The sequence below is a fragment of the Morganella psychrotolerans genome (genome assembly GCF_001676155.1).
Classification (GTDB): Bacteria; Pseudomonadota; Gammaproteobacteria; order Enterobacterales; family Enterobacteriaceae; genus Morganella; species Morganella psychrotolerans.
In genome coordinates this window covers 1,499,099-1,525,983 of sequence record NZ_LZEW01000001.1, presented here as the reverse complement: position 1 = coordinate 1,525,983, position 26,885 = coordinate 1,499,099, and the positions used below count along the sequence as shown (strand labels likewise).

General features: G+C 39.1%; 28 protein-coding genes, 1 tRNA gene and 3 pseudogenes. 15 read left to right on the top strand and 17 right to left on the bottom strand.

From position 1 onward, the window contains the following. Positions 1-37 precede the first annotated feature (37 nt). Together hspQ and tnpA are read right to left on the bottom strand one after the other, a co-directional pair. Positions 38-358, bottom strand: coding sequence for a heat shock protein HspQ (gene hspQ, locus AYY16_RS07465; RefSeq protein ID WP_190973062.1), 321 nt, complete (start codon positions 356-358; stop codon positions 38-40). A 271-nt stretch (positions 359-629) separates the two neighbouring features. Next, positions 630-1,046, bottom strand: coding sequence for an IS200/IS605 family transposase (tnpA, locus tag AYY16_RS07460; protein WP_067364047.1), 417 nt, complete (start codon positions 1,044-1,046; stop codon positions 630-632). 22 nt (positions 1,047-1,068) lie between these two features. Between tnpA and AYY16_RS07455 the strand changes: the two genes are divergently transcribed. Continuing rightward, a complete protein-coding gene (locus tag AYY16_RS07455) occupies positions 1,069-2,277 on the top strand; it encodes an RNA-guided endonuclease InsQ/TnpB family protein (RefSeq protein WP_067364044.1) in 1,209 nt (402 codons plus the stop codon). Between the two features lie 56 nt (positions 2,278-2,333). On the opposite strand, the gene AYY16_RS07450 is transcribed toward AYY16_RS07455, so the two are convergent. Next, a complete protein-coding gene (locus AYY16_RS07450) occupies positions 2,334-2,663 on the bottom strand; it encodes a TusE/DsrC/DsvC family sulfur relay protein (RefSeq protein ID WP_067364041.1) in 330 nt (109 codons plus the stop codon). Between the two features lie 201 nt (positions 2,664-2,864). Between AYY16_RS07450 and AYY16_RS07445 the strand changes: the two genes are divergently transcribed. From AYY16_RS07445 to AYY16_RS07430, 5 genes and pseudogenes are all read left to right on the top strand, one after another. Next, positions 2,865-2,952: transfer RNA gene (locus AYY16_RS07445), tRNA-Ser, on the top strand. A gap of 117 nt (positions 2,953-3,069) precedes the next feature. After that, positions 3,070-3,733, top strand: a pseudogene (locus AYY16_RS07440) (tyrosine-type recombinase/integrase); the annotation flags it as partial. A gap of 332 nt (positions 3,734-4,065) precedes the next feature. After that, a complete protein-coding gene (locus AYY16_RS07435; RefSeq protein WP_067364035.1) occupies positions 4,066-4,401 on the top strand; it encodes a hypothetical protein in 336 nt (111 codons plus the stop codon). A gap of 9 nt (positions 4,402-4,410) precedes the next feature. Next, complete coding sequence (locus AYY16_RS19655; protein WP_328585668.1) at positions 4,411-5,130, top strand: enterotoxin A family protein; 720 nt, start codon at positions 4,411-4,413, stop codon at positions 5,128-5,130. Positions 5,131-5,252: 122 nt separating this feature from the next. Next, positions 5,253-5,714 (top strand): hypothetical protein, encoded by a 462-nt coding sequence (locus AYY16_RS07430; protein ID WP_067364032.1) that lies wholly within the window; start codon positions 5,253-5,255, stop codon positions 5,712-5,714. Positions 5,715-6,316: 602 nt separating this feature from the next. On the opposite strand, the gene AYY16_RS07425 is transcribed toward AYY16_RS07430, so the two are convergent. Next, positions 6,317-7,413, bottom strand: a protein-coding gene (locus AYY16_RS07425) for an IS3 family transposase (protein WP_150384582.1) whose coding sequence is annotated in 2 segments (ribosomal slippage) — positions 6,317-7,161 and positions 7,161-7,413 — 1,098 coding nt in all. Because the reading frame shifts where the segments join, the coding sequence is not laid out codon by codon here. Between the two features lie 358 nt (positions 7,414-7,771). On the opposite strand from AYY16_RS07425, the gene AYY16_RS07415 reads away from it, so the two are divergent. From AYY16_RS07415 to AYY16_RS07380, 9 genes are all read left to right on the top strand, one after another. Beyond that, complete coding sequence (locus AYY16_RS07415) at positions 7,772-8,548, top strand: enterotoxin A family protein (RefSeq protein WP_082970626.1); 777 nt, start codon at positions 7,772-7,774, stop codon at positions 8,546-8,548. A gap of 16 nt (positions 8,549-8,564) precedes the next feature. After that, positions 8,565-8,861, top strand: a complete 297-nt coding sequence (locus AYY16_RS20200; protein ID WP_156664969.1) for a hypothetical protein — start codon at positions 8,565-8,567, stop codon at positions 8,859-8,861. A gap of 70 nt (positions 8,862-8,931) precedes the next feature. Next, the gene (locus AYY16_RS07410) at positions 8,932-9,234 is read left to right on the top strand and encodes a hypothetical protein (protein WP_067364020.1); all 303 of its coding nucleotides are present in this window, start codon (positions 8,932-8,934) and stop codon (positions 9,232-9,234) included. A 408-nt stretch (positions 9,235-9,642) separates the two neighbouring features. After that, a complete protein-coding gene (locus AYY16_RS07405) occupies positions 9,643-10,002 on the top strand; it encodes an MmcQ/YjbR family DNA-binding protein (protein ID WP_067364014.1) in 360 nt (119 codons plus the stop codon). An 80-nt stretch (positions 10,003-10,082) separates the two neighbouring features. Then, positions 10,083-10,538, top strand: coding sequence for a RidA family protein (locus tag AYY16_RS07400; protein ID WP_067364011.1), 456 nt, complete (start codon positions 10,083-10,085; stop codon positions 10,536-10,538). A gap of 67 nt (positions 10,539-10,605) precedes the next feature. After that, on the top strand, positions 10,606-10,893 hold the full coding sequence (locus AYY16_RS07395; protein WP_067364008.1) for a putative quinol monooxygenase: 288 nt from the start codon (positions 10,606-10,608) through the stop codon (positions 10,891-10,893). Positions 10,894-11,659: 766 nt separating this feature from the next. Next, the gene (locus AYY16_RS07390) at positions 11,660-11,929 is read left to right on the top strand and encodes a helix-turn-helix domain-containing protein (protein WP_067364005.1); all 270 of its coding nucleotides are present in this window, start codon (positions 11,660-11,662) and stop codon (positions 11,927-11,929) included. A gap of 300 nt (positions 11,930-12,229) precedes the next feature. Beyond that, positions 12,230-14,308 (top strand): autotransporter domain-containing protein, encoded by a 2,079-nt coding sequence (locus AYY16_RS07385; RefSeq protein ID WP_156664968.1) that lies wholly within the window; start codon positions 12,230-12,232, stop codon positions 14,306-14,308. 269 nt (positions 14,309-14,577) lie between these two features. Then, positions 14,578-15,510, top strand: coding sequence for a nucleoside recognition domain-containing protein (locus AYY16_RS07380; protein ID WP_067364002.1), 933 nt, complete (start codon positions 14,578-14,580; stop codon positions 15,508-15,510). A gap of 64 nt (positions 15,511-15,574) precedes the next feature. On the opposite strand, the gene AYY16_RS20980 is transcribed toward AYY16_RS07380, so the two are convergent. The 13 genes and pseudogenes from AYY16_RS20980 to AYY16_RS19645 all read right to left on the bottom strand — a co-directional run bounded on the left by AYY16_RS20980 (position 15,575) and on the right by AYY16_RS19645 (position 26,303). After that, the gene (locus AYY16_RS20980; RefSeq protein WP_235846238.1) at positions 15,575-15,796 is read right to left on the bottom strand and encodes a DUF1869 domain-containing protein; all 222 of its coding nucleotides are present in this window, start codon (positions 15,794-15,796) and stop codon (positions 15,575-15,577) included. A gap of 128 nt (positions 15,797-15,924) precedes the next feature. Continuing rightward, a complete protein-coding gene (locus AYY16_RS07370; protein ID WP_067363998.1) occupies positions 15,925-16,257 on the bottom strand; it encodes a DUF1971 domain-containing protein in 333 nt (110 codons plus the stop codon). Positions 16,258-16,415: 158 nt separating this feature from the next. Continuing rightward, positions 16,416-16,949, bottom strand: a complete 534-nt coding sequence (gene sfmF, locus AYY16_RS07365) for a fimbria assembly protein (protein WP_067363995.1) — start codon at positions 16,947-16,949, stop codon at positions 16,416-16,418. 8 nt (positions 16,950-16,957) lie between these two features. Continuing rightward, positions 16,958-17,926 carry a fimbrial protein gene (locus tag AYY16_RS07360; protein ID WP_067363992.1) on the bottom strand — a complete coding sequence of 323 codons (969 nt, stop codon included), beginning with the start codon at positions 17,924-17,926 and terminating at the stop codon, positions 16,958-16,960. A 41-nt stretch (positions 17,927-17,967) separates the two neighbouring features. Beyond that, positions 17,968-20,548: pseudogene (gene fimD, locus AYY16_RS21690) on the bottom strand (outer membrane usher protein FimD). 48 nt (positions 20,549-20,596) lie between these two features. Further along, a complete protein-coding gene (locus AYY16_RS07350; protein ID WP_067363989.1) occupies positions 20,597-21,274 on the bottom strand; it encodes a fimbria/pilus periplasmic chaperone in 678 nt (225 codons plus the stop codon). Positions 21,275-21,483: 209 nt separating this feature from the next. Then, positions 21,484-22,029 (bottom strand): type 1 fimbrial major subunit FimA, encoded by a 546-nt coding sequence (fimA, locus tag AYY16_RS07345; RefSeq protein WP_067363987.1) that lies wholly within the window; start codon positions 22,027-22,029, stop codon positions 21,484-21,486. 141 nt (positions 22,030-22,170) lie between these two features. Next, positions 22,171-22,338 (bottom strand): annotated as a pseudogene (locus AYY16_RS20970) (helix-turn-helix domain-containing protein); the annotation flags it as partial. Between the two features lie 1,107 nt (positions 22,339-23,445). Further along, the gene (locus AYY16_RS07340; protein WP_067363984.1) at positions 23,446-24,360 is read right to left on the bottom strand and encodes a helix-turn-helix domain-containing protein; all 915 of its coding nucleotides are present in this window, start codon (positions 24,358-24,360) and stop codon (positions 23,446-23,448) included. Positions 24,361-24,559: 199 nt separating this feature from the next. Then, a complete protein-coding gene (locus tag AYY16_RS07335; protein WP_162271045.1) occupies positions 24,560-24,904 on the bottom strand; it encodes a LysR substrate-binding domain-containing protein in 345 nt (114 codons plus the stop codon). A 100-nt stretch (positions 24,905-25,004) separates the two neighbouring features. Next, entirely contained in the window at positions 25,005-25,418 is a 414-nt protein-coding gene (locus AYY16_RS07330) for a LysR family transcriptional regulator (protein WP_067363978.1), read from the bottom strand. Beyond that, positions 25,408-25,794 (bottom strand): hypothetical protein, encoded by a 387-nt coding sequence (locus AYY16_RS07325; RefSeq protein WP_067363975.1) that lies wholly within the window; start codon positions 25,792-25,794, stop codon positions 25,408-25,410. Before AYY16_RS07325 ends, AYY16_RS07330 begins: the two co-directional genes overlap by 11 nt. A gap of 176 nt (positions 25,795-25,970) precedes the next feature. Next, positions 25,971-26,303 (bottom strand): helix-turn-helix domain-containing protein, encoded by a 333-nt coding sequence (locus tag AYY16_RS19645; RefSeq protein WP_082970625.1) that lies wholly within the window; start codon positions 26,301-26,303, stop codon positions 25,971-25,973. Positions 26,304-26,885: the final 582 nt, after the last annotated feature.

Sequence of the window (26,885 nt, the reverse complement as noted above, 5' to 3'; positions counted from 1 at the left end):
CGTCATGTGAGCGGCGGGGGCTTGTTTGTATTAAGCCCTAATTCCGCAACCGGGGCGATAACAGTTGGTTGCGGATAGATTCAGCCAGATCGTCCATAGTGATATTGTCGGGGTGGTCTTTATCCATCTCATAAGTAATCTGAGCTTCAGCCAGATAACTATGGATAGGTTCACCCTCATCATCTTCCATCACGACGTGATACCAGGGCGCAGAGCGCAGGTTCATATTGGATGCGATATCGTCCTCTTCCGGCTGATCCAGTGAGTATTCAGGGTCAATGTCAACAATCACGCCCAGGTAGCCAAGCAGCTTATGGCGAACTTGTTGTCCGATACCGAATTTACTTGAAATCATCATAATCACCTCCGAAGAAACGTTGCTCTGTTACTAATATGGGGGTTACTGATAACAGATTCAATCCCTTTATAGATTGGTATTTCCTATTTCTGTAATCAGTAGTATCTGACTATTTCAGGTTATCGGCGACTGCGGTAAATTACAATCGGCGGATAACGATAAAGATTAAAATAGTGATAATTACATGAAAAGGAGTGACATAATGAATATCGGACGCGATTTTCCGGTCTGTTACCGAAAATACGCTGTAAAGCCCGAAGGGCTTTAAAGATCAGGCAGGTGTCTCCTGTTGTTCGATATATTGTTTGATTATTGAAAGAGGCGCTCCACCGCAACTGGCAGCAAAATAGCTCGGACTCCATAAAACACCCTTGTAGTAATAACGATCCGCAATATCAGGGCGATCTCGGCGAAGCAACCGACTGGATACCCCTTTGAGGCTGTTAACCAGATTAGATACCGCTAATTTTGGCGGGTAATTAATTAGCAAGTGAACATGGTCTTGTTCTCCATCCATCTCAACGAGTTCAACATTAAAATCAGCACACACACTGGCAAAATAGCCTCGGAGTCTTTCTATTGCATCCTGATCAAATATCTTTCGCCTGTATTTTGCGACAAATATTAAGTGAACGTGTATCAGGAAAACACAATGTCTACCACGGCGACTATCGGTTTTTATTTTCATAGACCAAAGTATAATTGTGAGTATGAAAAGACTACAAGCCTTTAAATTCCGGTTAAGACCAAATGGTCAGCAGGAGCGTGATATGCGACGCTTTGCCGGGGCTTGTCGTTTTGTTTTCAATCGGGCGTTAGCGTTGCAAAATGAAAATCATGAGGCAGGCAATAAGTATATTCCGTACACCAAAATGACCTCGTGGCTTATTGAATGGAAAGCCGATACCGATACACAATGGCTCAAAGAAGCCCCGTCTCAACCGCTTCAGCAGTCCCTTAAAGACCTTGAGCGCGCATACAAAAATTTCTTTCATAAACGAGCCTTTTTTCCCCGTTTCAAAAAAAGAGGTACAAACGATGCTTTTCGCTATCCGCAGGGCGTTAAGCTAGCTCAGAAAAGCAGCTGTATTTTCCTGCCAAAACTAGGTTGGATACGCTATCGCAACAGTCGTGAAGTCCCGGGCGTTGTAAAAAATGTCACGGTCAGCCAGTCATGCGGCAAATGGTACATCAGCATCCAGACAGAGTACGAACAGCCAGAGGCACAGCACGACTCAACGTCAATGATTGGATTGGATGCAGGTGTAACAAAGCTCGCCACGCTGTCAGACGGAACTGTGTTTGAGCCGGTAAACAGTTTTAAAACCAACCAGAAAAAATTAACAATACTCCAGCGGCAGTTAAGCCGAAAAGTGAAATTCAGTGCCAACTGGCAAAAGCAGAAACGAAAAATCCAACGACTACATTCCCATATTGCCAATATTCGCAAGGACTACCTTCACAAAGTCACTACGACACTCAGCAAAAACCACGCAATGATTGTCATTGAGGACTTGAAGGTTAGTAATATGTCGAAATCAGCAAAAGGCACAGCAGATCAACACGGTCGCAATGTGCGGGCAAAATCAGGTCTGAATCGCTCAATACTGGATCAGGGTTGGTATGAACTCCGCCGTCAACTTGAGTACAAACAAGGATGGCGGGGAGGTCAGGTATTAGCGATAAACCCCGCCTATACGAGCCAGAAATGCGCCTGTTGTAGTCATACAGCGAAAGAAAACCGCCTGTCGCAAAGCAAATTTGAGTGTCAGGCGTGCGGATATACCGCGAATGCCGATATCAACGGTGCACGTAATATTTTAGCGGCAGGGCATGCCGTACTCGCCTGTGGAGGAATGGTGCAGTCAGACCATCCGTTGAAGCAGGAACCCACTGAAATGATTCAGACTTTGGTCTGAACGTAGTAGGAATCCATGTCCTTTAGGACATGGAGGATGTCAAGAACCGGTCTGTGTCAGATACACCTTACCGGCTTAGGTAAACCTGCCAGCTTTGTTGCCTGCTTAGCAGGACCTTTCGGGAACAAACGATACAAATAGCGGCTGTTCCCCCGATCTTCGCCATACTTTTGTGTGATGGCTTTCACCAGCATACGGATAGCCGGTGACGTGTTGAATTCCAGATAAAACTCCCGCACAAACCGGATGACTTCCCGGTGCTGCTCTGTCAGAGAAATGTCTTCCTGCTCAGCCAGCAGCGGCACCATACTTTCCTGCCAATCCTGAACATTGAGCAAATAGCCCTGAGCATCGGTGGCGATTTCACGCCCTTCAAACACAAACATAATCGGAACCTGATAAACCTGATAAGTGGTGAGACTGAAAATGTAGCAAAAAACAGGGAGTATCCCAAGCCTTCAGACAGATAAATCGGCAATGATGATGAAAAATAGAGCTAACACATTGAGATATGGCTAAATTTTCAACATTCAGAAGCAGGGGGACTTTACAGAACACAGGGAGGGGTCTATAGTGCACGTCATTGCGGAGGGGTGGCCGAGCGGCTGAAGGCAGCGGTCTTGAAAACCGCCGATGGGTAACCATCCGAGAGTTCGAATCTCTCCTCCTCCGCCATTTCAACGTCTCCCACCATCCTGTGAAGTCTCTCAAACTCAGATAAATCAAGCGTTACAGCAAAATTAGCGTCTCCTGATGTCTCCTGGCATCTCTTGATAGCTACCCCTCCCCTTTATGAAGCTCACGGTAAAACAAATTGATGCCAGTAAAGCCAAAGAGAAGGATTATAAGCTCTCTGATGGTGGCGGACTGTACCTGCTTGTCAAAACCAGCGGAAGTAAATATTGGCGACTAAAATACCGCTTTGGTGGCAAAGAAAAACTGTTTTCTATTGGTGTTTATCCAGTGGCAACACTTGCCGATGCCAGAAGAAAAAGAGATGAAGTAAAACGCCTGTTGTTCGATGGGATTGATCCCGGAGAAAAAAAGAAAGAGCAGCGGCAATCAGCCAAAGCTGACAGCATTAATACCTTTAAAAATATCGCACTTGAATGGTTTGGCGGGCGTAAAGACCGCTGGTCTGTCGGATATCGTGACGACATGATGGACGCATTTGAAAAAGATGTATTTCCTTATATAGGTGATCGCCCGATCACTGATATCAAGCCCCTGGAATTATTAGAAGTGCTTTCCATTATGGAAATACGCCATTATTACCGGACGGGCGGAATATAACCCGGCACCGGATTTAGCGGGAGCGTTTATCCCGCACAAACGTGAACATTATGCTCATTTGATGGTTAGTGAATTACCTGATTTTCTGAGTTCCATTGATAAATACATGGGCAGCCAGATTGTCAGAACTGCGTTCAGAGTTTTTATTTTTATAAGTTTAAAAAAGTAAGTTTTTTATTTAGTGAAATATTATTTAGAAAGTGTGAACTCGACTGCGAAAAATTATATTATTCTCATATAATTGTGCGTTTTACGTTTTACGTTTTACGTTTTACGTTTTACGTTTTACGTTTTACGTTTTACGTTTTAAATTTTACATGTGTTATTCTTTTTTTAAGCATGAAATTGCTTATTCTTCTAATTATATTGCCAAAAAAATAATAAACATTTGTTACTCTTAATATGAGTTAATTATTGTTGGAGTATAATAATCTTAATTTTTTTATATAAAGGATTTTAATATGAGAAAGTTATTAGTTTTAACATGCTTTTTTTTTGACACTTAATTCGTTTGCTGGTACTAGTAATGCTGCTACCTCTGAAACAACAACTGCATTAAAAGTGTTCTGTGACTCAAAAAATAGGGAGTTTATTCCTGATAGAGAAATTACAGATATTTTTGGAGTGGCAAATAAAGATGTATTAGGTGGCATATCTATTACTGGGTTAAATGGTATTAATAAGAATTTTCACGTGGGTAAAGATGATTATTATTTATTTAATGTAGCAAAGAGCGCTCATTTTATCAGAAATAAGGTTAATATTTGTGTAGATAACACCTTCAATAATATGGGTTATTATGACCACTTAATAGGAATTGAATACAAATGATTAAAAAAAATATTAATTTTAATCGGTCTTATTTCAGTATCTATGAGCGCAGTAGCTATTGATAAGGTTTACCGGGCAGATGGTAGATCGCCAGATGAGGTTTTTAAATCTGGATTAAGATCATGGGGGAATAATCCTAATATGATAGATCATGTTTCTGATGTAACAACAGCCAGTGGAGATAGAACGACAGCCTTTATTTCAACATCAACTAACATAAATTCTGCTGAACGCTTTTTAGATCGCGGAATACGCACAAGTGCAAGTGGACGTTTCTATATTTATCACATTAGACCAAGCCGTAACTTTTATTATATAAGTGATTTAATTAATACGCTTTATGAACGAGAGAATCTAACCTTAACTAATTATTATCGTAGTTTACTTGGTGGTGAGGTTGAGTACTCTGCACTGAGACATATAGATCCAACACAAATTTATGGCGTTACGGCTTATCATATTAATGAACAAGGCCAGCGGGTTACTGAGCCATTTCGAGTTAACCCATATTACACTCACGGAAATGCGGAAGTATATGATAGTCCTATTGTTCCTACAGAAATGGATCTACCTATAACTAATGTTCAAGTTCACTTAACTACAGTGGGCGTAGCTTCTGACCGTAGAGTGGTTCCGACATATCAACTGCCAGACCAATTAATTGATGATTCCAGATCATGGACTCTGGGGTGTTGGGATGGCTTTATTAATTTCTTATCAAGCAAATAAGGATGTTGTCATTATGTTCAAATTAAAGAAATCTATATTAATTATATGTTCATTACTTTTTTTCTATGTCATCTTTTGCTTCAGAAAGTAACGTAGGTGAAACTAGAAAGGCAACGCAAGCCATGGTTGTAAATGTGATAAATAATATGGAAACTAAATTACATCTATATTCAAAAGAGTTAATTTATGGTCGCTGGGGAGATGAACCAAGTAATGAAATAGCTCAGGCAAACAAAGATCGATATTATACAAAAGGTGTCGCGCTCACAGGCCCGGAGGCAAAAGTTAATTATACATTTCTGAGTAATGGTGGCGAAGAGTTATATTTTAGTATTCACACTAATGTTGACCATTACTATCCTAAAGAACCAACAATACGGGCCTGTTTGAGTGACAGAGAAGACTATACTTCTGCGTCACGTTGTGTTGTTCTTGTGAAATCAGTAATAGAGGGAACGGCTTCGTTTGGTGGCATTCAGATTAAGGCTATTAAAACATGGAGCAGTAGCAACAGTCAGGAACATGATTATGATGTTTTTATAAAATCTCACGATGGAATGAAGTTAAAAAAAATCATTATGTAACATTGATAAAACAAATATACTTGAAAAGCAATATATCAAATCAATAATGGCGGTATCGCATTTTAATAATAAAGATGAATATCCACATAAGGTCACACTTGCGGATGGACGTACATTTAATATGCATAAAAATTCTGAGGGAGTTTTAGATCTGGTAACAAGTGCATACCATTCATCAATGTATATAGATATTTGCCAGTATCAAAATACTAATAATATTCAGAGTGTATATATTCATAAATAATGAATGTTTGATTATAGGTTCAATTTATTGAGTCTAATAATTAGTATTAACATACTATTTTTATGCAGTAATATATAAGCCGCCACAGTATTAATCACCTCGTGATCACTTAACACAAGAGCTGTGTGCGGCTTTTTTCCATATACGCCGGGTTGGCTGTTGAGCCACCTGACCCAGCGTATTTTATTTACTGCTGTTTAAATGTCTCATACTCACATGAAGAACATTTGCAGTCGTCCCTATTGACCCCCATGTCGCCAAACATTGGGTCGGGTTCCGTTCTGTCGAGTGAGTAGGTCATTTCTCCGCACTTCGGACATTTATCACCTGGTAATTCCCCCATTTTAAACAGAGGTTTTCAGTAGAATATGGTTAACTGAGCTCGTCTTTGCATCGGCGTAATACCGCCCAGACCCATGTGAGGTCGCTCATGATTATAATGCCATAACCAATTTGTTGCGACTTCCTGTACTTCCCTAATGTGGCTAAAAATAGTCTGGTTCAGCCAGTCATAGCGCATTGTCCTGTTAAAGCGTTCAATATATGCATTCTGCTGTGGTTTTCCGGGCTGAATATACAACAGTGTTATCTTTCTGTTTATTGCCCATTCCTGCAACTGATGGCTCAGATATTTCGGGCCGTTATCACAACGAATACAATCCGGTTTTCCACGCCATTCAATAATCTGTTCCAGCGAACGGATAACCCGCGCGGCCGGTAATGAAAAATCCACATCAATGGCCAGTGCTTCACGGTTAAAATCATCAATCACATTGAATGTCCGGAATGTTCTGTCATCACTCAACTGGTCATGCATAAAATCCATTGACCAGGTCTGATTAATCATTTCCGGCACTGTCCGCGGAGCCGGTGGTAATAGGATAATCCGGGCTTTTGGCTTAATCCGTAAATTCAGTTTCAGTTCACAATAAATACGGTAAACACGTTTATGATTCCAGCGGAAGCCTTTTACATTCCGCAGAAATAAAAAACATAATCCAAATTCCGACTGGTTATTTTTTGTCGTTTGTTCTGTCAGTAAATCGGCAATGAGCTGATTTTCATCGCTAAGTTTTGACTGATAACGGTAACCGCTGTTGCTGATACAGAATATTTCACAGGCTAGACGGATACTAATACCGCTGCTCGCCACGGCATTCTGAGCCAACAGACGACGCTGTGGCGTGGTTACCACTTTTTTTGCATGGCTTCCTGAATGATTTCGGATTTAAGTTGTTCTTCGGGATACATTTTTTTCAGTCGCCGGTTTTCATCCTCAAGTTCTTTGAGACGGGCGACCATGGAAGCATCCATTCCGCCGAAACGTGAACGCCATTTATAAAAGCTCGCGCTGCTCATACTGTGCTCACGACAAAGCTCGGGAACCGGTGTTCCGGCTTCAGCCTGTTTCAGAATAGCGATGATCTGACTGTCGGTAAAACGTGATTTTTTCATATAAATCTCCCCGATTCATGTTACGAGAAAATTCCACTTATGAACACTCTGGTTTTTCGGGGGGATTACCGACTGTGAGGTTTTTGAGTTTCTTTTCGTCCATAATTTGCCTGTCTCCATTGTTGGAGTGAACATATCAAAAACAGGCAATTACACAATTTAAATTACAGGCTCTACGAATTTTATGTTTGCCTGCTGTATATAACTAGCGTTATATACAGAAATACATCTCAAGAAAATCAAGTATTCCACATCGTGTCATATAACGATAGTATTAATCTAAATCAGATGTATGAGTATTATGTGTTAATAAAATAGTAGGCGGAAAAATGCCGGAATAAAATAAGGAGTTTTATGAATAAACTTATTAGTTATTTGTTTTTTTTTCTTCGCTGCAATAATTACACCGCTATCTTTTGCATTTACACCTGAAGTGGTTTACCGGGTGGACTATAGACATCCGGATGTAGTTTTTAACAGCGGGTTCACGCCGTGGGGAAACAATACAGAGCTATTGCCGCATATCATTGGGGATACATTAAGAAATAGAACTGATGGGTTAATAGGTACTACATCTAATCCACGATCTGCTGCACAAATTGCCGCAGATGTAATGCCTTCAGATGATGATGTAGCGTGGCTGTATGAGATAGTTCCAAATAATAATTTTTATGATGTAAATAGTTCATTACTAAACGCAGCAGTTACTCATAATTTTACGTCAGCTATTGCTACACAAAGTTTAAATATTTACAGCAGATATAGCTGGCAGTTTGAATATGTCAGTAGAGCAGCTATAAACAGCAGTCAAATAATAAGAGCAAGAGAGATTCGGTGGGTTAACGGTCAGATTGAAATGCATAATACCACAGTGCATGAAAATGAGCACTTTGTTCATACAGTTCCATCTGTTAACTCCGATTATTTAGTGCCAACTCAATCTGTAGATAATCTGCCCGTTAATTTTTTCGGAAGGTATGACGACAATCCGGTCGGAATATATTTTGGTTTTGATGGTTGTGATAATTTACTAAGAAAAGGGCCGGAGTGTAAAAGCGTTTCCTACTCTGTATTTACAGAAAGTGTCATTAAAGAATTAAATAGTAAATTACTTATAGTCTTAAAGAACTATTGATTAATGGAGCATTGTTATGATTAAAACTTTATTTGTATTTTTCATTACTATATTTACAGTAAATTATGCATTCGCGGATGAAGTTTCGCCTGATATTAGTCGTGGAGGCTCTTGGGCATCCGGACTAGAGGATGGCACAATTAAACATTTTTCTTATAGTTTTACTGGAGAAGTATGTGTCACGGGTAAGGGATTGGCAACCGATAAGAATTACACTGCATGCACAACAACGCCAAATGCATTGCTGTTTGTTTTCACATCATATACACAAAATAAAAAAAGTACGCGTCAATATTGGTCAAAAAGGCAGTAATCCGATTTACATCTCTTCGATGTATACTCTTGATTGATGATTTTTATTTTATTTTATTTAGGAGTTTTATATGAAAAAAATTATGGCGATGGCTTTGGCATTGTCTCTTTTCTCTCCGATTGCATCTTTTGCAAAGAGTGATAATAGCTGTGATGCATATGTTAAAAATACTAAAGTTGATGGCAATATGTACAGGTTTAATATTATTGATGAAACTGGGACGAATATCAATAGTAGTAATGATTGGTCATTTTCAGCCGCCACCAGGGATGTAGCACAGGTACTTAATTTAGCGCACCTATTGAGAGTGAAAATATGCATTAATTATATTTATGGAACTAGTTCCTGGACTATAACAAATGTATCTATATGATATTTTTTTTATTAAAGTGTATTAAAGAAGCTAATTTTAACTTGTAACGATAGCTTACAGGTTCAACTCTCCGGAATTTCCGGAGAGTTCAGGTGTTGAGCACGAAAAAAAAGCCAGTCATGACATTAATATAACTGGCAATAAATATTGTAAATATCAATTATAACGTACCAGGTGTTGTCAATTACAACTATAGTGTGTGATTTTGCTTAAGTTAAGTGTTTCGTTTTCATATTAATATTCCAGAGGTCGCCATGTGTGACCTTTTTTCTTTTGCGACTACCTATTCATGAAAAGCTGATCTGCGCGCATCAAGCGCGTTGATCAGCAGGAACCGATTAGTCAGCTTGATTGACTGCGATAAATGGCGTTAACTGTAATAGTCGATAATTCATTTAAGGTGGCAACATGAAAAGGAATGATCTGATAAATTATATCCAAAATAATTATGGGGTATCTCCTGAGTATCCATGGGATAAATACCCAAATTATGTTGTATTCAGACATCAGGGCAGTTCTAAGTGGTTTGCGCTCATTATGGATGTATCTGCGGATAAATTACATGAGGGTGACTCGGGGACTATCATTGATATCGTAGATGTTAAGGTTGAGCCTGAGCTGGTCGGTTCACTTCGCTTGAAAGAGGGCATTTTCCCTGCGTATCATATGAATAAAGAGCACTGGATTACCATAAAATTGGATAATAATTTTAGTGAATCTGAACTTAAATCATTGATTGATGGTAGTTACAGGTTAACTCAAAAATAGCACGAGCCACCCGCCATTAAATGAGCCAATAAGAAGGCAGGCCGGGATAGTTTAATTTTTAATTATGAGAGGAGTAATCCGTGAACGCATATGATCGCCTGAAATCATTGGGTATTGAATTACCATCTGTAACTGTACCTGATGCAAAGTTTGAACCCTATGTTATTTCTGATAAATTAATTACATTATCCGGCCATATACCAAAAATAGATGGTCACTTAGTTATTGGTAAGCTCGGCGATGATATGACGACTGAACAGGGAGCAAAGGTAGCCCGCTTAGTTGCAATCGATTTAATCGGAACATTGCAGGGAGCATTAAGTGACCTCGGAAAAGTAAAAAAAATAGTTAATATAAATTGCATGGTTAACGGAACTCTGAATTTTACAGAGCCACATGTGGTTGCCAACGCCTGTTCACAATTAATGCATGATGTATTCGGAGAAGCCGGAAAACATAGTCGTAATGCGTATACGGTAGCTCAGTTGCCATTCGGCGTTTGTGTTGAGATAGCGTTAATAGCTGAAATTTATTAAGTTATATATTGTTATAACGCTGTTCGTATAGTGTATTTTGTCTCTTTAAGAGCTGATGGAGCAGGACATGAATGAGATCCGTATTATTGCAACAATGGTAGCAAAAGAAGAATACAAAGATGCTGTCTGTGATGCACTCAAGGCAGTTGTAATACCGAGCCGCCTGGAAGCCGGAAACATTAAATATGAGTTACACCAGGATATAAAACACGATGGAACCTATGTGTTTTTTGAAATATGGAAGTCACAGGATGCTTTAGATGAGCATAATGAGACTCTGCATTTTAAAGAATTACTTAATAAAATTGATGGAAAACTTGATGTACTGGACATTAAATTGTTAAAACAAATTTAGAACATAGCGGGTTCAACTATCCGGAATTTCCGGATAGTTGGTGTGTTTGGTAATTACTGATAACCCGGGTAAGCTCTGGCAGGATCCTTTCAGTATTTCACAATGCAACCGGAAAATGACAGCGACATCAAAACGGCCAGATTTAATACGATATAGTTAACTTAAGCTAACAGGTGGCGGGGTGCTTATCTGATATGTCATTTTTGACCCGGTACTGTTCTTCTGCTGCTTATTTTTTCCTCTTATACCAATAAAATAAGTTTAAATTCAATCGATTATGCATTCGTATATTGATCTGCCAACTCTGATATTATTAGTCTTACATTGCGTACATACTGGTAATGTCAGTTTTTTTATTCCGATAACTGATGGTTTGTAGAATTAAATACCTACTATGTGCGTATTTTAAATCATTGTTAGTTTTTAATTTTATTTTTAACAAAAATCACATCTTATGAACATTTTTTTGTTTGTCTTAGTAAGAAAAATCCAATAAATTAGCGACTCTGGTTTAAACCAAAACTTGGTGCCGATAGTATGGTTTTGACTGTCTGGTGAATTATGCCGGTAAGCCGTGATATCGGATAAATACAGATATCACGGAGGCAGTAATCTAATCATCAGGGCATCTATGACAGATATTATTGATATTTATCTGAAGTGAATGTTATCTACTCATTGTGGATTAAACTATCATTATATTTTTATAAAACAGTGATCTCTTCTGTTGTAATATTAAATATATACCTCTCCGGGGTTATTTAGCATGACCAGTATCGATGAAATAAAAGATAATATAAGTGTGATAATAAGAAAGCGTATATTTGATAAACGAAAGGAAAAACATTTATCAGGGCGGGAGGTTGCTGCACTTCTCGGCGTCAGCCAGCAGCAGTACTCTTGTTATGAGCGTGGAATCAGTCGTATTGATATTGTTACTTTAGTAAATATATCAATTATATTCCGAACTAATATTAATTGGTTTTTAAAAGACATTATATCTCTTTGTGATCAGGAAGGTATATTAAAATCCTGATCGACAAAATTTTATTTTTTTTAATTTATTAAATATCAAGAGTCAATATTTCACAAACTATAATCGCCCTATTAATATAGGCTTAAATGATAGCTTTTCTATTGTCATTAATGTAATAAGTGCACAGAAAGTAACTAATTGTCTTATTGGTTTTTTTTATATTAAATCAATGCGGATAATTTTATTAAAATCGCTAAACACTATTTGAGTTTTTATGTCCACGAATAAACAGAAAGTATTTAAAAAAATCGTTATTAGCATTAATATTTTTTTTCAGGAACCTCATTCTCTTTTGCAGCAATGGATTATGAACTGTCTGCTCTTGAAACGATCGGGCAGGCAACCGCAATTTCAGCTGACGGTAGTGTTGTCGGCGGTACGTATGAAATCGCGTCTGACAGTTACCGCCCTTTCCTGATAAAAAATGGCCAATCTGTTGATTTATCAAAAATACAGGCAGAAGGTAAAAATACGTATATTACAGGGATCTCTGCTGACGGAAATGTCATTACTGGCTCTATCCGTGATATGAATAGTAGCGGAGTATCACAGGCTTATATTTATAATACAAACACCGGATATTTATATCTGTCAGATTACCCTTCATTCAGTGAAACATCGTCGAGTGCGATTTCAGGTGATGGTAAAACGATGGTTGGTATTGCTGACAACCGTGCATTTCGTTTTTCCGAAGAGAAAGGTTTTTTACTGTTAGATTCAGGTAGCACTGAATTTTCCAGTGCTAACGGTGTTAATTCAGATGGTAGTGTTATTGTTGGCAGAGCAACAACTCAACAAAATAATTTGCAGGCATTTAAATATACTGATTTTACCGGTGTCGTTAGTTTAGGTTCTTTAATAAACGATAATGACGGTGAGTCCAGTGCAAATGCCATTTCTTCAAATGGCCTTGTAACGGTCGGTTGGTCTGGTGCAAATGAAAATGGTGATATGCATGCTTTCCGTCATACTGATATTGAAGGAATGCGAGATCTGGGGACATTAAGAAAAGATAACAGCGGCTTTTCAATGGCATCTTCTGTCTCCCGCGATGGTCAGTTTATTGTTGGGTCGTCATCAAATGAAGATGATTATTCACGCGCATTTGTGTATGTATCAGATGAAAAGAAGATGTATGAATTAAAACCGTTAGAAAATAATCTGGCGGGTGAGTCCAGCGCAGAAACTATTTCTGATGACGGTAAAGTAGTAGCGGGTTATGTCCAGGGTGATAATAATGAAACAACCGCTGTTTTGTGGAAGCTGAATTATACTCCTGAGCCGGTAATACCACTGACGCCGCTTGAGCCATCGAAGCCGGTAATACCACTGACGCCGCTTGAACCATCGAAGCCGGTAATACCGCTGACGCCACTTGATCCATCGAAACCGGTAATACCACCGACGCCTGTAGAGCCACTGAAACCGATCGGACCGGAGATCTCAAATCCTGTTGACGTGAATAAAACACGTCAGTCTCTCCGTAAGATGGCAAATAACAGTGATCAGATTCTGGATCTTTATCAGACGGCACTATATAACCTGGCCGACAGCCGCTGTCAGATGGGCAGTGACAGTTATTGTGTTGGTCTGTTTACGCAATACGATAGTGTGCAGAAAAATAATCGTGTTGCGACCGGTTTATTTGGTTCATTCCGTTTACGTGCAGAAAACTGGACAGCAGGTGCCTCTTTAAATTTTACCAATAATACTAATTTGGCAGAAGGCTATGATACCCGGGGAAGTAATCATCCTGCTGTAGGTGCCTGGTTGCGTTATCAGGAGAATATGGATAATACCGGATTCAGTTCTGAGCTTTCTGCTGCATTCTTACAACAGGGGCTGGAGATTACCCGTAAAGCTCAAAAAAATTCCGAGGAAGGTAAAGGTAACTCAGATATTAAAGGCTACTATGTCAGCTTGCAGACGGGTTATGGTATATCGCTCAGTGAGCAGACTAAAATAACACCGCTGGCGGCACTGAAATATCATGATGTCAGCCGTGCGGGTTATACTGAATCGGATAATATCAATTTCCCCGCGGCCTATGGTCGGACAGGAAATAAAAATCTTGATTTACAGCTTGGCGTTAATATAAATCATCGCGTTAATGAAAGTATCGAACTCGATGGTGGTATTGGTGCTGATATCCGGATTAATCATAAACGGGATGCTTTCACCGGGCTTATCCGCTATGTGAACGATTCGGATTATATTTATGATCGCGGGGAAAGTCAGAGTGTAAAACCCTATGTTCATGCCGGTCTGAATTATGCTATTACACCGGATTCCACACTGCGCGCAAATGTGGGTTACCACACTACGGATTATCGTAATGACGGTGTGCAGGTTGGTCTGAGTTACTCCTATCACTGGTAATAATCATTAGTTATTCAGGATACTGAATCTCCTGCGGAGAAATATCCGGCAATGCGTTTTATTGCCGGATATTTTTTGACACTTCCCACCAAAACCTTATTGCGCGTTATAATTTCATTTTCATTCATTTTATCGAACTTATCATCTGAATATAACGGATATGTCAGATTTATTTTCTTTATTTTAGTTGCCTGAAAAAAGTAAATTACTTATAGATTGGCAGGTTTATAATCCTGACAATCAATTGACTTATATGCAGTGACAGATAAATGGACGTTATTAGTATCATCATATCAGCGGGAAAATCATCCGTTGATGTCGCACTTTATACTTTATTACCGATTATGGTCGTCATGCTTATCATAATGAAGTACCTCTCGGTAAGAGGTGTTCTGGATGTGATAGTCCGCTGGCTGGCGCCATTACTCAAACCATTCGGATTGACCGGTATGAGCGCATTTGCGCTGATCCAGATAAATTTTGTCAGTTTTGCAGCTCCGCTCGCAACATTATCCATTATGGATAAACGGGGCGTTTCTGATCGCCACATGGCAGCAACGCTGGCGATGTGTTTTGCGATGGGACAGGGGAATGTGTTTTATCCCTTAATGCCGTTCGGCCTTCATTGGATGACATCAATCTCGGTTTCAATACTCGGTGGTTTGTGTGCGGCAGCATTTACCTGGTATATTACCGGGCGAAAATTGTCGGCCATTGAAACGACCAGCGCAGAGCCGCTTCCGGATGCTGAACAAAATAATCAGGGGCTGTTGTCTGTCATAAACAGTGCAGGGGCCGATGCTATTCGTCTGGCGCTCGGGGCTATCCCGATGCTTATTTTGTCATTAAGCATTGTGGGGCTTATGCAGTCCGCCGGGCTGATTGAATGGCTCCATCATATATTGATGCCGTTACTTCAGTTGTTGCATATTCCGGATATTTTTGTTCTTCCTGCATTGGTGAAATGTGTGGCCGGAGGAACGGCATATTTTGGTGTAATATCGGATTTGGCTCAGCAGGGAATGGTAACGGCAAATCAGATAAATGCATCCGCTGGATTATTAATCCAGACGTTTGACCTGCCGGGGATTGGTATTTTTCTGGGAATCAGTTCCCGGTTTGTCCGTTTATTCAGATATGTGATTCCGGCCGTGCTTGTCGGCATTTTGCTGCGCACTGTTTTGCATATCATCCTGTTTTAAGGCAGGTATAAATAACGAAGGTGGCGGCAGATATAGCGGCCACCTCACTGTACCTGTCTGCTGTTTACCAGCCGCAGATATTGATTTCTTCATCCATATCATAACCGCGTATGATGTTTATCAGATCTTTAATGACCTGTGAGGTTATTTCCGGATCGGATAAAGCATCAACGGAATCAATCTCTTTATCAACAGAAACACCATTGTTCTGATTTGTGATGGTGACAGTAAATGTACTGTCATTGATACTCTCTTTATTACCTAATTCTTTAATCAGCAATGACATTTCTTCATTAGCTATCTCAGGAATGTACAGTTTTTTTAGGATTAAGAAAGACTTTCTCTGCCTTAACCTTATTAACATCATTGATGAGCGCTAACAGATAACCTTTATTTTCTTCATTCATCATTGTGTTACTCCTCAGTCAGAATTTCCGGGGCGACATAAAAATCGACATTAAATACCGTATTATCTGTCATCGCTTCTATCCGGTGCCAGGTTTCGGGAGGAAAGACACCGAACTGACCGGCCTCAATAATCAGCGTGTCTGTCGGTTCCGGGCTTATTTCATCAGCATAGGCATAATAAATGATTGTTCCCTGCATGACAGAGAGCTTAGGATAAACGCCCTGGCGTGTCCCTTTGTCCAGGTGCCTCTGCCAGATAGATTTCGGGGCTGTCTCTTTGGTCCAGAGAGGTGTGCTGCGGATATGAATATAATGCGTGGGAATAATAATGCGGTCCATCTGTTTTCTCCTGAACATGAACGCATGTTTAGGGAACTATCTTATGAAATTTAGCGGATATAAAAAAGCATTTTAAATGCATCTTTAAAAAAAAACAGCACAAAATCCCCGTCAGTTGTTGAGCAAACAGCGCTGACGGGAAAAGCCGGAACGAGTGATTACTCGTAAGTAATCATAAAGGTAGCATCAGCATCTGCGATACCGGGTGTCGGTTGACTGCCAGTGGCAATATAGTTTGCATAGAACTGAGCCTGTCCGTTTCCGTTAATATCCATAGCAATTTTCGGGCTTTTGGTATCAAGCGGCAGACGTTTTCTCTGATTGTCCAGTATTTCAACTGCCACTGATTTTGCAGCAGCGGCTCCCTCTGTGAGTGCCAGCAATGTATTATCCTCCTTATCTTTCTTTCCGCTGAAGACCATAGTAACGGAAGAGGAGGGCGGGCAATTTTGCAGCTGAAAACCAAATGGCATCGATTGCGTTCTGTCGCCTGTTGCTTTCAGGTTTTTCAGTGGCCAGCGACCCAAATCGACTTTTTTATTTGCCTGAGAAACTTCCACACCGCAGGTATAAGCCACAATTTCACCGGATAACTGAAGGTTCACTCTGCCGAGTTCATAAGCGGTTGCAAAATGTGGGCTAAGTAATCCGGATGCGATTATCAGTAACACCGGATTTAATATTTTTTTCATCTTCCGGCCTATTGATAGTCAACGCGTAAATAACCACGGGATTGAAATCTGCCTTCTTTCGGTTTATTTCCCGTAACACTAACGGGCCAGGCAGTAATAGTTGTACGGGAGGCGCCAGTGCCGTCAAGCTGGAAAGGGATAAGGCTACTGATATTATTTGGTGTTAATGCGTTGCCGCTGCTGTCACCGACCATAAATCCGACATCCGGATTATCCGAGACAATCATTTTCCCCTGAACTTTTTCAGCTTCAATACGTAATGTCAGATAGGCTTTTGCTTCGACATTCGTACACTGAATCGCGATATTTTCTGTTTTCTTATTTACACCATCAGGCTTATTACCGGCGCCGGCCTGACTGAAAAGCTGAGAGCCAATTTTACCAAAATCTATAACAACAATATCGTTCACGCCAATTTTACAGTTTTGCGGAACATTAATATTACCGCTGTAACTGATGGTATAAACAGGCGTACTTAATGCCTCGCCATAATTTGTGGTGACATACACGGTAAAGAGTGTTTTCTTCGGAATGACAACCTGGTCAACAAAACGGCGGGTGACTTTCAGACGGAAAACAAAGTTGCTGTCCTGAATCCCGAACGGTTTTCCTAATACCACGTTAGGGTGCATTCCCATCTGAACATATTCCTGCGGCGGATAAAATGTCCCTGAATAACTGTCAGTGATGCTCATTGCACCAATCAGATAATCATTGAGCTTCAGATATTTATATTTTCCTTCCGTTTCCACCACGGGGGTATTTGCCACATAGCTTCGCATAGTGGTACTGTTTCCTTTATGCACCGGACATACACCGTCGACCCGCTCAGTAAAGTTTTTGGCCATTTGCACTACCTGCCCGACCTGGTTATTTGCTGAAGAAAAGCTTTTTGACAGGTCATAATAAACTTCACCGACTCCGCCGGATGCATTGCTGCATACCACCGCCAGCGCAGGGAGAGGTAAAAATGTCATTAATAACGGAGCCCAGTATATTTTTTTTCATCATTAACTCTCTATTTACATTCAAGCGCTGCACGGAGTAACGGCCCGTTTAATTCCTGACGGGTAAAGTCATAAGGCGCAGTACATTGGTCAGCCGGGGTATTTCCCCATTGCACAAGAAGTTTTCCGCTCAGCGGCAGACCGGTCAGATACACGCGCCCGTCATCAGCGACGATGCTGTTTATCTGCGAGCCGGTTTCCTGCACCATACTACCGAAGCGGATAGGCTTGCCGTCACGGGTCAGCGTGATGAGTGCGCGGATACCGATACTGGTATCAAATGATGCCCGGACAATGGCACCACTGACCGGCACGACATTCTGCACATTGTTTTTAATCTCGGTATTGTCACTGAATGAATCCGGATTCAGGGCAATACGGTTGTTCCGGTAAGCCGAGGCATAAGGCACAAGAGCGTAACCACGCCAGTCCGTTTTCACCCCGGTATAGTTTTCGACAGAAACACCGGCGGCACCGGGTGCTTTAACCAGCACCGTGGTTTCATTCAGCGACTGTCCTAACGTGACCCCGTTCTCATGAACCAGTAATGCGCCGGAAGCCCGGTAGTTCAGCTGGTTTTGATCCGGATCGTAGTTATAACTGACCCCGAAATCGCCGTATGTTCCCTGATAATCCAGACCGGCTGAGCCGTTATATCCCTGTTGGCTGATATGCCCCTGCGAAACGGTATAACTCAGGTTTCTGTCTTCCAGAAGTGTTCCGTTAATGCCTGCACGATACGCTTTTCGTCCGCCGGAGTTATTAGTGGCAGAGAATGTGGCGTAAGCATTATTAAAGGCACTGTTGCTCCGTGCATTTCCGGATGAAAATGAAGAGAACGGAACCGAAATATTCATTGAGATCATGTTATCGCGCTCTTTAATTTCCAGCGCTTTGGTGGTACTCAGTGAGATTGAATAATTCATGCCATTCCAGCTGTTGGAATAACCCGCCTGATACCATTCATCTTTACCACTTTTGTCCCAGTACGATTGCTGGTTGCCGGATAAATACAGTGATCCGTAGTTATCGAATGACTGCGAAAGATTGACCTGGAAGCGACCTTTTTTTGTTATAAAGCAGATTATGGTAATTAATAATAATAGGTTTGCTGTTATCACCGTCTTCGCCGTCAGGCGCAAATTCATAGCCGCTCATCTGTTTATATGCGACATCATTTAACGTATAAAAACCTTTGGTGGAGTAACGGTAACCTAATAACTGGAATGTTGTTCCGGTTGTATTCAGTGATTTTGCATAAAGGAAACGTAATGACTGACCCTTATGGCGGGAGCCATCGGCTAATTCACTGTTTGCATGGGTAATATCAAATGAAAATGCACCGAATTGCCCGATGTTCTGACCAACGCCCACTAATATCGCTTTATATTTATCCGCAAGCTGTGTCCCGGTATAGACAGATACGTCACGTGATAAACCGGCAAGCAATGTTGCCTGAACAAATGTCGGTGTATTCTGATTACTGTTACCACTGCGGAATTCACCGGCCATAACATCATATTTTACCCGGCCTTCACGTTGTAAAACCGGCAATGTTGAATAAGGCACAACATAGCGCTGAGTTGAACCATCATTTTCTTCTACGGTAACCTGCAAGTCACCGCTGGATGTGGCAGGGTTCAGGTCATTGATAATAAATGGACCCGGCGGCACATAGACCTGATAGATTACATATCCGTTCTGACGGATAACCACTTTTGCATCGGTTTTTGCCATTCCGCGAACCGTCGGGGCATAGCCCTGCTGGCTGTCCGGGTACATGTTATCGACAGAAAACATGCGCACACCACGAAAGCCGGCAGAATCAAACACATTACCGTCTGAGTTACCATCACCGATAACCAGTTGGCTTTTCAGTGCAATAATCGGCCGCTGGACATAATTCATCAGACTGCGCCACTGGCTGCTGCTGGTACTTTTATTTTTATTGTAATTCCAGGCGCTTGACTGACGGAATTGCCAGACACCGAGGTTAAATCCGGAGTTAAGACTGACATAATAACTGCTGGTGTTATCCGAGTTATTATTCCCTGAAGCAAAGTAATTAACAAACAGTGCCGGAATACCGGACTCCCACTTATCAGGTGAAATATAACCGCGCGCCTGACCGGACAGGCTGGCCTGCGGAAAACTGATAGTCAGACGTTGTTTTTGAAAGTCGAAATGGTATTCCGATCCCGGAATTTTTTGCGTAAACGGAAAGCATTGTTTTTCTTGATCGCTTAATTCTTCCGGTTTTGCGATAGTAACGCCGAAACTCATAATTGTTTCTGCACTGAAGCAGGGAAATAAAACCGGCTCACCGTCTTTATTTTTATGTTCGGTAAAGCTTATCTCTGATGATGAAACAAATTCACCATTAACCGCTACTTCAACCAGATAATTGCCGGGAGGCTGATAACCGCCGGTTTCAAAACGGGACAGGTCAGATACATCCGTATCAGAGAGGTCATCAGATAAAAAGGCGGCATTAAAAGAGGGTTTCGCACCAGCGGTTCCCGCAGGCAAAAGATAGGCTACTGCCGCAAGCACAGCAATATAAACCGGTGTGTAAGTGAAGACCTTTTTAATGTTACTCATTTCACCGTATTCCCTGAATAAAAATTAATCACTAACGACTTATTTCAGACTGACTTCGCGTTGTTTACGTAATCCGCCGTAATCATTGATGCTTTGGTATGTCAGTTTTTGCCCGCTTTTGCCCTGTATCTGGTGTATGGTAAAGGGAGCGACCATGACATTATCGAGAGGGTGTCCGTCTAAAACGATATTGACGAGAGTGGTGTAATAAGGGGACGGATTATCAATATAGATGGTTCCGCCTTTCTGATTTATTTTAATTTGTTCAGCGGCATCTTCGGTCTGGATTGATAAATTATCCGGTCTGACAAATAATTTTATCCGCGATAAAATTGCGAGTTGAAGAACATTTTTTCCTTCAAGAGAATCTTTATCAACAGACGGTATCGCTTTTACATTCAGCCAAAAAATAGATTCGCGATCTTTGGGCAGATTATCTGCCAAATTAACAATACGCAGGGTATTCTCGCTGTTTGATTCCATAACAAACAGCGGCGGTGTAATAACGAAATTTTTCTCTTTTCCGTTTTCGTTTTCAACCCAGGAGTTAATCAGGAAACGTTCTTTCGGGCTGTGATTAATGACAGACAATGAAGTCTGTTTTGCATTCAGAGGATAAATAACACGCGTTGCACCCAGCGCAATGCCGGTATTCTGACTTGAAGCTGAATAACCAAACCCTGAAAATAATATAAAAAAACAATATCCATGCACTATTTTTAAAGTAAGAAATCACGAAGATACCTCTTGATATTTTCTGTCAGAAATAACGCATAGAGTATGGTATTTCATAAATCAGTTATAAAACTCTCTCTGTTCCTTTTTACAGATATGATCCGTCGATAAAGCTAATATAAAATTAACTTTATACAGAGAGAGCTTTTAATTATTTAATTACTGAACGTAATTTGTTATTCGTATTTAACTTATTCGTATTTAACAACAAACGTTGCATCAGCATTTGCCTGACCCGGTGTTGTTGCGCCTTTAGCAACATAACGGGCAGTGAAATCTAAGGTATTCGTTCCTTCGAGTAAGGTTTTAGCGGTAGAGAATTCTGCACCACTTGGCGGTAATACTTTAGATGCGGTATCGCTGATCTGAATACCGACGTTCTGTGCTGCTGGTGCGTTAGTGCCTGAATTAACAGCTAATAACGTTGCATCACCTGTCAGGCTCTGGCCGGAGAAAGCGATTGCCGCAGTCGCTGAAACAGTAGGGTCACAGTCAACTAATTTGATTTTGAAAGGAACCGGTGTAGTCATATCACCGGCTGCTGCTAATTTAGCAGTACGGTACTGACCTAATTCAACGGTCTGGTTGCCGGTATCGGTGCTGACTGCACACGCAGCGTTAACCAGTTCACCATTAAAATGAACAGTACCGCCATTTACGATTACCGGGTCAGCAGACGCGGCTGCGGAAAATAATAATGCTGAAACAACAGATGCACCAATAATATTTAATTTCATAATACTGAATTCCTAAAAAATAAACGCCATCTTTAAATTTTACTATCTGTGAAGAATAGTAAACCACTACGTCTGAAGACATTAATCTTCAGACACAATTTTTAGTGTTGTGTGTATTTATAAATAAAAAAAATCAATACATTAATTCATGCTTTTATTAAGATCGCCAAATAATTTTACAAAAGGTATTTCCAGAACAAGGGATATGGTAAACAGCATATCCAATGGTATATTACACTCACCACGTTCGTAACGTGAGACTTGTTGTTGACTTAATCTTAACTTATCACCTAGTTCTGAACCGGATAATCCCTGTTTTTTTTCTGTTTGCTCTTATTTGTTTTCCAACAATTTTATTTATATTCATCATGATCAACACTCAAAATTTATTAATTTTCTCTATAGAAAATGACTAATAAGATTGCCTGAATAAATAATCAGATAGCATGGATTAACAAATCAGGACAAATAAATCAGCAAAAATAAAATATTTTCCGGAAATAGCCAGTTGCGTTTCGGGATTAAGTATTAGCTCTTAGATGAGTTAAGTAAAGTTAGTTATAACGATCAAACGTCAATTATTAATAGTTAAAACCTATTAATAATGATATTTTGATCGTTGTAATCTTTTTTTAAAATTAACAAAAGATGACATGATGGATTTTACAATTTATCATTATTTATGATAATCATAATATTATGAAATGTAAGGATAATTATTTAACATCCGTTTTTATAATTTATAAAACAGCATTAATTTTTAAAAGATATATGCCAAATGATTACTTTCTCAACTATATGTATTTAATCATTTGAATTTTAACATTAAAAATATTAAATAAAAATAAAATCAATTGTGGTTACGTGGATAATAATATTGCTTAACTGCATTTTATTGGCGTTATATATTGATTGTTTTCTATTTTTGTATACAAAAAACCCCTCTTAAATAGAGTGAAAATTATATTTAAGCACTACATGCTTATTTTTATATTTAAAGGTGTAATTTTCATTTTTATAAAATATTTTTAACATAAGGATATAATATCTATTACATAATATTATAAAAATAGTCATTATATTTCAATTGGTTAGTTTTATAAAAAGCAAAGAATCTGAAATATTACAAATTATTACTATTATATATGCATGTTAAAATTCAAGGTGTTAACGCAAAACAACACATATAAAGAGTAAAATTGGTGTAAATATCACCTTACCTAATAAAAAAAATAATAATATATGGTTGTAAGGTAAAGTGCCATTAGTATCAGTACGTTAAATTGCCTCTATATGCAGGGGATAGTATTAATATCGGCGATAATCCGGGGATCTTTAATTGTCTTTTCACACGGCACAGGTGTGAGCCATGCCATCACGGTGATGGCCAGCTTGAAAGTTGAACAAAATACAGCGTCATGAAATGACCGGGATATAGTAATTAATTTCTTTCAGACAGGGTAAACCGTCAGCCATAAAGTCACTATATGTATAGGGGGTCGTTAGTTTATAGTGCTCAATGTCCGGTCCTCTTCTACGTAACATATTAAATTTTGGCAATATTTTTTCATAAGCAGAATGGATTATATGATTATAGTCATGCGTATCTTCCGCCAGTGTTTCAGGGTTTATTTTGATTCTGAGATAATTGCCCCCCTGTAGTGCAATGGCGGAGAGGGCAGAGCTGCGGGAGGCTTGTTTGGATAATAATGACTCATCAATTGCCGTTGTATAGACATAATTAATGTCATCTACAGAGGAAACTGACGGAGCATGCATTGCGTACAGGTCACAGGGAATTGCATCAATGCCGCTGAAAAATTGATGCCAGAACCGGTGACGAAATGGGGTTGTTTCAGTATGCGGGTCTGTCATATTTTTTTGATAGTAATGGTCAGAGCCTATTAGTTTCAAATCCTGAAGTACTATCAAATCAGATTGAATATGGATATCACTGTCCGGGCGTAGAGGAAAGCAAAACCCGGTAGTGTCCCAGCCAATTTTTTTCCGGTAGCCTGATGGTGTAATCGTAAATTGAGATTTAAATGCCCGGCAAAATGTTTGTTGTGAATCAAAGCGAAATTTAAGGGAGATATCAAGAATACTGCTGTTTGTTATGCGTAATGCTCTGGCGGCACAGGACAGGCGGCGGGATCGTATGTATTTTCCGAGAACAATTCCTGTATGAATCTTAAACAAACGCTGAAGATGCCACTTTGAATAACCTGAACGTTCAGCAACAATATCCAGAGATAAATCAGACTCTAAATTTTGTTCTATCCACAGTATTAAACTTCTAATAATATCTTCGCGTATGTTGTCTATGTTCATTAGTTGGTTACCAGTTAAATACTTGTTAAACTTAATTAAATATCACATCATGTTATTATATGTTAACTGACTTATAAAAATAAAAAGTAATGTAAGTAATTGTATTGATATCTATGTGTTTTGTAATGCCATACCATTCCTAATTCATTGAATTTACATGTTTTATAATAAAGGATCGAACGGGTGTTATGTTTTTTATTTATATTTTTTTTCTTTTTTTATAAATAATATAATATGGCACTTTAAGATTAAATGAGGAAAGTAGCGGTCTGAGTTTTCCTGTATTCACATATTCATCCGCTACTATTTTAGGGACATAGACAATTCCTATATTATTTGTTGCCATAATAATGGCAGATATGATGTCATGACATTGAAACTTTGGTTGTATATCTAATTTGTTTATTTTTTCATTATCACAATATCGCCATACATTATGTTCTGAACCATAGCTGTCAACAACAATACATTTCTCTTTTAATAAATGTAATGGATGAGATAGATCAGTGTTTTCTGCATAATGTATACCGGTGTAGAAACCCATTTCTAATTCTAATTCTGTATTAACAGTCATAGGGTGTAGTGAAGGAACAAAAGATAAAATAATATCGGCTTCACGGAGAAGGTGGTCGTAGTTATTAATATCACCGGAGTGACATTTTTTTCATTGTCACTGAAATATAGGGAAATTTAACTGATAATGGCTGTATTATATGGGATGATAAATAATGAATAAAACCCGGTGGTGCATAAATTACTATAGATTTATCATCAGGTTCAGATAAGTTACTGATGTTTTTCAAAAAAATATTATAGGATTCCAGGTATTTCCGGGATTCCTGTGCAAAAATATGTCCTTGTTCATTTAGTTGGACACCGGAGCTTGTTCGTATAAACAGCCCTGTACCACAGGCTTCTTCTATTGTACTGACTATCTGGCTTAACTGGCCCTGAGAACGTTGTGTAAGCTTAGCTGCCAGAGAAAAACTACCATGATCAACAATAGAATGAAATGCAATCAGATTACTTATTTTAAAAACATTATGATTAATGTTCATTTTTAACCTGCTTATTAATATACCGAACCGGTATGATATACTCTAAAGTTACTCTGTTATTATCAGTCAGCCCGAACCTTTCAAAATCCCATGCAGTTGTCCATCCTTCATTATATTCTTTTAATATTCTGAACAGGACGTCAATTATGATGTCATAAGGATTGATGATGTGGTCTGTACATTTAAATGATTTGGCATTTTTAAACTGCATAGTTATATATTTACAGTGTTCCGGGCAGGAATTCATCACTGCTATATCATCTGTGCCAATAAAATAAGATACATCAATATGCTGGTCATCAAATGAGGGGGAATACCAGGCAGCTGTACAGTAGTTATCAGAACTGAACCCTGTGTCTGTAAAAAAAATTTTCACGGAAAACTTTTCTGATCGGGTAGTGTGGTTTATCAAAGTCAGTAACGGCAATTGTGTAGTTATATGTTTTTCCGTAAAGTGTTATTTCTTCATTCTCTATATGTCTGTCAATCTCAATATTTGGTCTTTCCTTCATTAATTCAATTCGTGGCAGCGCATTAAAAAGATCCAGTACTTTATTTCGTCGGTATGCTAAAGGTGTGGTGAGGAAGTTTTTTTTTAAAAAGATGAATAAATACGGATGATGATCTATATCCTAAACGTTTTGAAATTGCTGCGATACTTTTTCCTGTCAGGCAAAGGTACAGTGTTGCCCTGAATATACGACGGCGGCGTACATATTCTGAAATTGAGTGACCTGTTATTCTTTTAAATTTTCGTTGCAGATAGTTGATGCTGTAGCCGGATTTATTTGAAATTATTGTAGCGTTAAGCTCGTTCTCCAGATTATCCTCAATCCAGCTGATAAGATTGCCTATTATATAGTAATGATAAATCTCAGAATTCATTTTGTCAGCCCTTTCTTATAATTTTATCTCTTATATAGGTTTCAAATAGAGATCTCAGATTATGAACGATTTCATATTCAATATTACAGTGTATTGGGTTTAATGCTAATACACATTTTATGACATTTATAGATATATTTACGTAATCATTGACAATTTGAGTCATTATTTTTAGGACTGTGCTATATCAACTGTATTAGTCCGTCAGTTGTGTTGCATAGTATGAAAAATTGATTGCCGACCCTATTTTATATTTTTGTGAAAAATAAAAAATATCATATTTCGTACTATATATGGATTGGTGTTTGTATTATTTTTCTTATTTAAATCAATTAATTGAGGCTGGTTAATTAAAATAAATCCTGATTAAATGCTGTTTTCTGTATTCATTATATTAATGTAATGTTAATTTTTTTATATAAAGGATGGGTTTTTTTATGAGAAAAAAAAGTAATCGCATTGTTTGTTCATTCAGCTATATTCAGTTCAGGTGCGGTATTTGCTGAATCTGTTACTTCACCCATAACGATCGGTGTCGGTCAGGAAAAAAAATCTGGTCAGTGGTGACACTATTGATATCAG